Origin of the sequence: Paenibacillus sp. P3E (genome assembly GCF_001909045.1) — a bacterium.
In the GTDB taxonomy this organism is placed as follows: Bacteria; Bacillota; Bacilli; order Paenibacillales; family Paenibacillaceae; genus Paenibacillus_AQ; species Paenibacillus_AQ helianthi.
Genome location: NZ_LVWH01000030.1, coordinates 1 through 9654 on the forward strand (window position 1 = coordinate 1; position 9654 = coordinate 9654).

General features: G+C 50.1%; 6 protein-coding genes. 4 read left to right on the plus strand and 2 right to left on the minus strand.

Going from position 1 to position 9654, the window contains the following annotated elements:
* The first annotated feature begins 191 nt into the window (after positions 1 to 191).
* The gene (locus A3842_RS05110) at positions 192 to 2576 is read left to right on the plus strand and encodes a phosphoketolase family protein (protein WP_074100669.1); all 2385 of its coding nucleotides are present in this window, start codon (positions 192 to 194) and stop codon (positions 2574 to 2576) included.
* Between the two features lie 308 nt (positions 2577 to 2884).
* Here the strand turns inward: A3842_RS05110 and A3842_RS05115 are convergent, their stop codons facing one another.
* Together A3842_RS05115 and A3842_RS05120 are read right to left on the minus strand one after the other, a co-directional pair.
* Positions 2885 to 3718, minus strand: coding sequence for a TIGR03915 family putative DNA repair protein (locus A3842_RS05115; protein WP_074100670.1), 834 nt, complete (start codon positions 3716 to 3718; stop codon positions 2885 to 2887).
* Entirely contained in the window at positions 3718 to 5052 is a 1335-nt protein-coding gene (locus A3842_RS05120; RefSeq protein ID WP_256701517.1) for a putative DNA modification/repair radical SAM protein, read from the minus strand. Before A3842_RS05120 ends, A3842_RS05115 begins: the two co-directional genes overlap by 1 nt.
* A 510-nt stretch (positions 5053 to 5562) precedes the next feature.
* Between A3842_RS05120 and A3842_RS05130 the strand changes: the two genes are divergently transcribed.
* The 3 genes from A3842_RS05130 (at position 5563) to A3842_RS05140 (ending at position 9302) form a co-directional block, all read left to right on the plus strand.
* Complete coding sequence (locus A3842_RS05130; RefSeq protein WP_074088768.1) at positions 5563 to 5784, plus strand: hypothetical protein; 222 nt, start codon at positions 5563 to 5565, stop codon at positions 5782 to 5784.
* 119 nt (positions 5785 to 5903) lie between these two features.
* Positions 5904 to 6092, plus strand: a complete 189-nt coding sequence (locus A3842_RS05135; protein ID WP_074088769.1) for a hypothetical protein — start codon at positions 5904 to 5906, stop codon at positions 6090 to 6092.
* Between the two features lie 423 nt (positions 6093 to 6515).
* Positions 6516 to 9302 (plus strand): glycoside hydrolase family 3 C-terminal domain-containing protein, encoded by a 2787-nt coding sequence (locus A3842_RS05140; RefSeq protein ID WP_074100672.1) that lies wholly within the window; start codon positions 6516 to 6518, stop codon positions 9300 to 9302.
* Positions 9303 to 9654: the final 352 nt, after the last annotated feature.

Genomic DNA, 9654 nt, shown 5'->3' on the forward strand with positions numbered 1-9654 from the left:
GTTACATATTTATAAAAATAAAGATTTTTTTGTAAGTGATTTGCTCCGTTATTCATACTATGTTCAAAATTTCACAAAATTGGACCGTATCAATTGTTAAAATGATTGAATTTTATAAACGCGGCGGTATGATGTAATTGTAGAAATGATTATGTTCAGGAAAAAGAAAAAAGAAATGGGAGTGGATTGAAATGGGATTGTCAACTTTACCCGTGGATTATTCATCTAAAACGTACTTATCAAAGCTCGATGCCTACTGGCGTGCAACCAACTATATATCGGTAGGACAGCTCTACTTGAAGGATAATCCGTTGTTAAGAGAACCTTTGAAGGACGCGGATGTCAAAGTTAAGCCTATCGGTCACTGGGGTACGATCCCCGGCCAGAACTTTATTTATGCGCATCTGAACCGTGTCATTACCAAATATGATTTGAATATGTTCTATGTTGAAGGTCCAGGCCATGGCGGCCAGGTTATGGTATCCAACTCCTATCTGGATGGAAGCTACACAGAGATCTACCCGGAAATTACACAGGATATTCCTGGCCTCAAAAAATTGTTCAAACAGTTCTCTTTCCCTGGCGGTGTGGCTTCACATGCGGCTCCGGAAACTCCAGGATCGATTCATGAAGGCGGAGAACTTGGTTACTCCCTGTCCCACAGCGTGGGTGCCATTCTGGATTACCCGGATCTGATCTCTGCAGTAGTTGTAGGCGATGGTGAGGCTGAAACCGGACCACTGGCTGCTTCTTGGCTCTCCAACCGGTTCATCAATCCGATTACAGATGGTGCGGTCCTGCCAATTCTACATTTGAACGGCTTCAAGATCAGCAACCCGACCATTCTGTCCCGTATGTCCAAAGAGGAGTTAACCAATTATTTTGCAGGTATGGGCTGGGAACCGTTCTTTGTAGAAGGTGAAAATCCAGATCTGATGCATCCGGAAATGGCGAAGGTTCTGGATACTATTATTGAGAAGATTGAAGCGATTCAAAAGAATGCACGTGAGAACAATGACACCACCCGTCCTGTATGGCCGATGCTTGTGTTCCGTACGCCTAAAGGCTGGACTGGTCCTAAAGAATGGGATAAAGTGCCGAACGAAGGCTCTTTCCGTGCCCACCAGGTTCCAATTCCAGTGGATCAAAAGAACATGAAGCACGCTCCGGCATTGCTTGAATGGCTGAACAGCTATAGACCTGAAGAATTGTTCGACGAGAATGGCCGTTTGAATGCGGATCTCGCTGAAATCCTGCCTACTGGCGACAGACGTATGGGGATGAACCCTGTAACTAACGCCGGCAAACTGATCAAAGACCTGCACAAGCCGAATTTCCGCAACTATGCGCTGGATAATTCCGTTCCGGGTCAAGTGATTGCACAAGATATGGCCGTATTGGGCAAATATCTGAAGGAAGTGGTTACACTCAATGAAGAGAACCGCAACTTCAGAATTTTTGGACCGGATGAAACCATGTCGAACCGCCTGGGTCCTGTATTCGAAGTGACCAAGCGCCAATGGATGGATTCCATCAAAGAACCGCAAGATGAATTCCTGGCGCCATATGGCCGTGTAATCGACTCACAATTGTCCGAGCATCAGGCAGAAGGATTCCTGGAAGGATACGTATTAACTGGACGTCACGGATTCTTCGCAAGCTATGAAGCTTTCCTGCGTGTAGTAGACTCGATGATCACCCAGCACTTCAAATGGTTGCGCAAAGCGACAGATCAAAGCTGGCGGACAGATATTCCGTCCTTGAATGTCATTGCAACCTCAACAGTGTTCCAGCAGGACCATAATGGCTACACTCACCAGGACCCAGGATTGCTCGGTCACTTGGCAGACAAGAAACCGGAATTTATCCGTGAGTATCTGCCTGCTGATGCCAACTCCTTGCTGGCTGTTTTTGACACCATCTTGAATGACCGTCAGAAGATCAACCTGATTGTGTCGTCCAAACATCCGCGTCCGCAATGGTTCTCGGCTGATGAAGCGCAGGAATTGGTGGATAAAGGACTCAAGATCATTGACTGGGCAAGCACGGACAAGGGTGGAGAGCCAGATGTGGTTATTGCTTCGTCCGGTACAGAGCCTACTATGGAGAGCTTGGCAGCTATCTCCATCCTGCATGAGAAATTGCCTGATCTGAAAATCCGCTATATCAACGTGGTGGATCTGTTGAAGCTGAGAAGCCAGAAGCTGGACCCTCGTGGTTTATCTGACGCTGAGTTTGATCAATTTTTCACAAAAGACAAACCGGTCATTTTCGCATTCCATGGCTATGAAGGTCTGATCAAAGATCTGTTCTTCGACCGTCACAACCATAACCTGCATGTACATGGCTACCGGGAGAACGGCGACATTACCACCCCATTTGATATGCGCGTACTGAATCAGATGGACCGGTTCGACCTGACGAAGGAAGCTGTACTGAGCTTGCCGGATGCTGGTAAATATCAGGCTATCGTGGACGAAATGGATGCTATGGTCAAGAAGCATAACCAATATATCCGTGAGGAAGGTATTGATCTGCCTGAAGTAGAGAACTGGGTATGGAAGGCTTTGAACTAATAGCATAAGTACTACTATAGGGGATGTCCTGAAGGTCATGAAAATGGCTAAGGGGCATCCCTTTTGCGCGCTCTATAAACAGAATGGATATGCGCTATTATTTTGCAAGCGTCATGCTGAAGAATGAACAGATGGGAAGCATTGCTGCAGCACATGGTAAAACACCTACACAGATCATATTGCGATATCCAGCTTGACGCGATTCCCATCCCCAGGGCGAGTTCAATAGAGCATCAAAAGGAGAATCTGGATACCTTCAATTTCGAGCTGTCGGAGGCGGAGATGAAATTGATCTCCGCTGTTCAGAATCAGCTTTTGAATTTCGACTTCGCATGTTCCAATAGGGGTGAGCCCTCATCAAGCTTCGGTTTGCGCTCGGCCATGCCGGTGCTGCCGCCATTCATCTCCGTGAGGTGCTTCCAGTACCGCTTGGGCATCAGCGAGGAGCGCAGGCGGTCGTTCTTGCGCTCACGGATGCCGATAGCGTTGTAGAATCCTTGCCAGAGGCGGCGGTATTCTTCCTCAGCTGCATCGGGTGCAGGCGGTACCCATTCATCGAGTGGAATAATGGCTTGCTGTCCAGGCTGGTGGATAAGGGCCGTGCGGTGGGTTTTGTCGTAGATCATGAAGCTCTCTCCGTGGAACCGGTCACAGAAATGATCCTGAATAACGGGCAGCACGAAGCCTTTGGGCTCAATGACCGCCGCCATAACCGGGCCGTATACGGAAAAACGCACAAACCCCAGATACAGGTGAGCTTCCCGCTGGAGCTGCTGAACCGCCTTCTGCAGAGCGTTCACCGTATCATCGGCAAGCATGTCCATTACCTTGCGGCCATGAGTGAAGCCCAGGTACAGAAAATTCAGCAGCAGCATCTCCTTGTCCGGTGCGCATGACCAAAATCCATGACGAACCCACTCCTCTGCCTCGGTGCAGATGCGTAGCGGGATTGACTTCAGTACCCGTTCAGCTCTGCTGATGTCCGTATCAATCCATTTCGATTCCAGCAGGAGGCCTTGTTCTTCATCGTCTGAATGTATGGTAAGCGGGGTTTCCTTCCATTGATAGCTCTCGAACACACAGCACAGCAGGCCTTCAAAGCTACCGTCGTAGGTATAGGCCAAAGCAGCTGTCTTAAACATCAGGGCCATTCGCCTCCCTTCAGCGCAGCCGAACCTGCTGTCGGGACTGCCGCTCCCGCTGCCGGCAAGGCTGCCAGATAGAAGTCGTCGAACAGAGTAAGCTGCTCGTACTGTGGCGGCTCGATCCTGCCAAGCTCCTGCCCGGACATGAGTGAGCGGAGCAGGGTATGCTCGCCCACCTTTAACCCCTCCAGCATTTTTCCCTTACAGGTTATGAAAAATTGTGCGCGTTTAAGAACCACACCAAGCTTCTTCAGGACGGCAAAGTCCAGGGTTCCGGCCCGTCGTGCCTTAACAATCCGCTGAGCACTCCTTACCCCGATCCCCGGCACCCGCAGCAGCTGCTCATATGGGGCACGGTTGATTTCAACCGGGAACTCCTCCCGGTGATTCACTGCCCAGCTGCATTTCGGATCCAGCAGCGGATTGAAGTTGGGTACCGCTTCATCCAGCAATTCATGGGCCTGAAATCCGTAGAAACGCAGCAGCCAGTCAGCCTGGTAGAGGCGGTGCTCCCGCAGCAGAGGCGGTTTGGTATCTAGAGCCGGCAGGAGTGAATGTTCCACTACCGGGGTATAGGCAGAGAAAAAAACGCGTTTCAGCCCGTATTTCCGGTACAACCCTTCGGTGAGGGTCAGAATACGGAAATCGGTATCGGGCGTAGCTCCGATAATCATCTGGGTGCTCTGTCCGGCGGGAGCAAAGCGGGGAGCATGGTTATATTTGACGAGATCCGAGCGGTTCTCGTTAATCTTTTCTTTGATCAGGGACATAGGCTTCAGAATGGAGGCCTTGCTCTTGTCGGGAGCCAGCAGGCCCAGGCTTTCTTGAGAAGGAAGCTCAATATTGACGCTCATGCGGTCGGCCAGCAGACCAAGTCTGGACAGCAGCACCTCGTCTGCGCCGGGAATGGCTTTTACATGGATATATCCTCTGAACTGGTAGGTGTTCCTTAACAGATCAAGAGCAGCAATCATTTGCTCGGTTGTATAATCGGGACTCCGCATAATGCCGGAGCTGAGAAATAAGCCTTCTATGTAATTACGGCGGTAGAACTGCATGGTCAGGTCTGCGAGCTCCTCCGGCGAGAGTGCAGCCCGGGGTGTGGCGTTCGATTTACGGTTCACACAGTACGCGCAGTCGTATACGCACCCGTTGGTCATTAGCACCTTAAGCAGTGAAATGCAGCGGCCATCTGCTGCGAAGCTGTGGCAGATGCCCATGCTGACGGCATTACCCATGCCACCGGGCTGGCCTTTACGATCGGAGCCGCTGGAGGTGCAGGCCACATCATATTTGGCCGAAGCCGTTAAAATTTCAAGTTTTTCCATCATATCCACACAGAATCCCTCCTATACAGGAAATTATATACCGAACACACGTTCCTGTCAAAATCTGACGGGCGCAGTACTTCATTGGACTGGGATTTTGACTAGCAATGTACAAAAGATTGCCTTATGTATATAATAATAGGAACATAAGTTCCTATATTGGTTGTAGAATGGAAATTAATAACTCCCTACATTATAGGTATATAGAAATACAAGGGAGGCATTAAAAGTGAGTGCAATCGAATACTATCGTCATGAGCTCTACCGGATTGCTTGGCGTATGCAGTATCGTGCCAAGAGGGATTTTAAGCGTGAAGTCCCTCTCGCATCCAGCCCGGAGCCCCGTACTCCATCATTTTCCGAACAAGCTGATAACAGGTTATTGGTGCAGCACTATTTAGATGGACTAACGTCAGAAGTGGGAAAGAAGGTCATTTGCGCAATCTATCTAGGAGATCAAACAGAAGCTGAGGTCGCCCGGCAATTGAATATATCTCAACAGGCGGTGAACAAATGGAGGAAGAAAATGATTCAGGAATTAAGTCGGAAGATGAATTCTTAGGGTTGCTTGAACGTCTTCAGAAGGATAATGATGAATCGGCTACACTGGCGTTATTGAAATTTTTTGAAAAAGATATGGTCCGGTTAACCCGTGTGTTGCGGATGCCCAAAGAAGATGCTATACAGAGTATGAAGGTTGAGCTTCTGGAATGTTTGAAAAGAAAGAATGGATAAGAATTAGTAGGGAGCAGTTGCCGTCCGGCAGTGCTCTCCGGGTGAAAATGTATGCGCATTCCTTCTTGTGCTATAATAGCAACTAATAGCTTGATTACTAGAGTGGGAGTGTTGAGGGGATGAGAGGGTATAATATTTGGCGTCCATTGATGCTGATCTTGGTTGCGCTGCTTACGAGAACATTAGTGAACAGCGTGTGCCTCATGTTCGGCATGTCGGCTAATTCAGCAAGCAGTGTCGCCATGATCGGCATGATCATTGCCGCGCTGGTGATGTATAACCGGATGATGAAGCAGCGCCGGAAATAAATATAAGATTGTGACGGACAGTAAGGAAAATAAGATAACAATAAGCGGCAGCCCAAGACAACTAAAGTTGTGGGGTTGCCGTTTTTTACTAATAGTCTATCATCTGGAACAGCTGCTCCGGGCATTCTTAGAGCAGATTGAACTTGGAAAAAATAACAAAAGGGAAAAGTGACGGAGGGGAATTTGGAACTCGGGGAGCGATAGCGGCTACCTTTTGATGTCAAGCGCTACCGTTGGAACAAAAGCAGAAAACCCAAGCATAACAGCGGCCGGAAGCCCGAACATTCCCCGCAGTCACGACCAAATCCCGCTTGGACAAAATCTCAAGTTCAGTCTGTATAGACCACATTCCCTTTGATTCTTGATAGGGGATTCTTTATAGTAAGATATGGATAAGGAAATGACAATCAGGAGGAAACAAATTTGACTACACAGCATTTAGGAGTTCCATTAGAGGGTTTTGCAGAATTCAGCCGGACCGTAGGTGCGGAAGGCGCGGTACTGCTGCGCAATGAAGGCCAGGTGCTTCCGCTGCGCGGTGGTGAAACCGTTTCGGTTTTTGGCAGAACCCAAGTGAATTATTACCGCAGCGGTACAGGCTCAGGCGGAAGCGTGCATGTCTCATATACCACCAATTTATTGGATGGACTGCGGAGTAAGAAGAATCTGGCTGTCAATGAAGAGCTGGCGGCCGTCTACGAGAAGTGGATTGAGCAGAATCCGTTTGACAATGGCGGCGGAGCCTGGGCAGCAGAGCCTTGGCACCAGAAGGAAATGCCGCTAACGGATGAGCTGGTATCGCAGGCAAGAAGCAAATCGGACAAGGCGGTTATCGTCATTGGACGTACGGCGGGAGAAGATCAGGATAATGCTGACGCGCCGGGGAGCTACAAGTTGACGGCAGATGAACAGACGATGCTGAAGCAGGTGACGGCTTATTTCGAGCAAACGGTCGTTGTGCTGAATGTCTCGAATATTATCGATATGAGCTGGCTGAACGATAACAGCTATGCGCACCCTATTCCAAGTGTGATTTACTCCTGGCATGGCGGGATGGAAGGGGGCAATGCCATTGCCGATGTACTGGCAGGAGAAGTGACGCCAAGCGGTAAATTGACGGATACGATTGCTTATTCGATCAAGGACTATCCTTCGACTGCAAACTACGGTAATGAATTCAAAAACTTCTATCAGGAAGATATTTATGTGGGGTACCGTTATTTTGAAACCTTCTGTCCGGAAAAGGTTCAGTTTGAGTTCGGCTACGGGATTTCCTACACTACATTCTCCATCGAGCCGGAAGAAGCCAGGCTGGTCAGCCGGGCAGGCAAGCCCTTCGCTGAGATTGGGGTAACCGTAAGGAATACGGGAACCGATTTTGCCGGAAAAGAGGTTGTACAGGTCTATTACGAGGCTCCGCAAGGCAAGCTGGGACAACCGGCCAAAGTGCTGGCAGCCTTCGGAAAGACCGGGGTTCTTCAGCCGGGAGAGTCGCAGCGTCTGACAGTGAGCTTCCCGGTTCATTCGATGGCCTCCTATGATGACGCTGGCGTGACCGGGCATCCTTCGGCCTATGTGCTGGAAGCGGGAACCTACCGTATTTATGTAGGAAGCAGCATTAAAAAGGCAGCAGAAGTTCAGGTAGAGGGACGCAGCGGTTATGTACTGGAGGCTCTTGAGGTGGTGGAGCAGCTGCAGGAAGCGCTGGCGCCAACCGAAGGGTTCACGCGGATGATGCCTGGAGCCCGCAAGGAAGACGGTTCCTATGAACTGGTATACGCTGCCGTTCCAACACGCAAGGTTTCGATGAAAGAGCGGATTGAGCAGAATCTGCCTGCAACGCTTACGCAGACCGGGTATCAAGGCTATACCTTAAGAGATGTGCATGACGGAAAAGTAGAGATGACCACGTTCATCGCCCAACTGAGCGACCAGGATCTCGCGGTAATCGTCAGAGGCGAAGGGATGAGCAGTCCGCTGGTTACACCGGGTACAGCGTCGGCCTTTGGCGGGGTCAGCGACCAGCTGTTCAGCTATGGTATTCCGGTAGCTTGTACCGCAGACGGCCCTTCCGGGATCCGGATGGACAGCGGACACAAGGCGACTCAGGTTCCCATTGGAACGCTGCTTGCGGCAACCTGGAATGCGGAACTGATTGAAGAGCTCTATGTCATGGAAGGCCGGGAGCTGGTTAGAAACAGCGTGGACACTTTGCTTGGACCAGGGCTGAATATCCGCCGCAGTCCGCTGAATGGACGCAACTTTGAGTATTTTTCGGAGGACCCGCTGATTTCAGGCGTCTTTGCGGCGGCATGCACACGCGGGATTATGAAAGGCGGCTCTAATGCCACCCTGAAGCACTTCGCCTGCAACAACCAGGAGAAGCACCGCAGCAAGGTGGATGCTATCGTATCGGAACGCGCGGTCCGCGAGATTTATCTTAAGGGCTTTGAGATTGCGGTAAAAGAAGGCGGCGCGAACTCGATCATGACCTCCTATAATCCGGTGAACGGACATTGGGCTGCTTCCAATTATGATCTGAATACCACGATTCTCCGCGGAGAATGGGGCTTCCAAGGTATCGTAATGACGGACTGGTGGGCGATTATGAACGATGTTGTGGATGGAGGCCCGGCAGACCGCAAGTATATGAACTGGATGGTCCGTGCACAAAATGACGTATATATGGTTGTCAGCAATTATGGCTCGGAAGTCAACGCTTATGATGACAACACCCTGGATTCACTGGATAATGGCTCACTGACCCGTGGAGAGCTTCAGCGCTCTGCTATGAACATCTGCCGGTTCATTATGAATGCGCCGGTGTTCACAAGACCCCATGTAAGTGAGGAAACGGTGGAGAGCTTCAAGGCGAATCCTGCCCTTTCGGAAGAATTGGCGCAATCTCTGACCGGGAATGCCCAGGTGAAACCTTCCAAAGCGGGATCCACCTTTGTAAAAGTGGAACAAGCAGGGGGGTACCGGATTATCGTGGGTATCATGTCCACAGAGACGGAATTGGCGCAAAGCGCATGCAATGTGACCTTGAACGGTCAGATGATGGCGACCATTCAGACGAACGGTACGGACGGTAGATGGATCAAGCAGAAGCTTGTGAAGATTGAGCTGGAAGCGGGTCTGTATGAGCTGAAATTGGATTTTGTGAAGCCGGGCCTTCAGATCGACTGGATCGAATTCAAGCAAGTGTAAGCAGCTTTCATTTGATAAATAAGAGGGAGAAGAGAGTATCTTAAGGGTACTCTCTTTTTGCGTGCGCCTCACAGTCGCACTATCTAGGTGGTTCAAATCCACCCGGTGACTTTACCCTTTAAAGTGCCGTAGCCGAAGCAGACTTCCGGCAACCGAAGGTTGCCGGAAGGGCAGGGTGTCTTCCGTAAGGAAGAATCCGAAGGGCCTGCAGGCAAAGTCCAGCCCGGAATGCAGTGAACCAGAGGTGGCGGCGATGCTGGGTGACCCGCCGTAAAAACGGGGAAACCTATACGAAATCGTATATCTTACAGGAAAACACACAAAGGGAAATGACCTGCAAGACTCATCGACG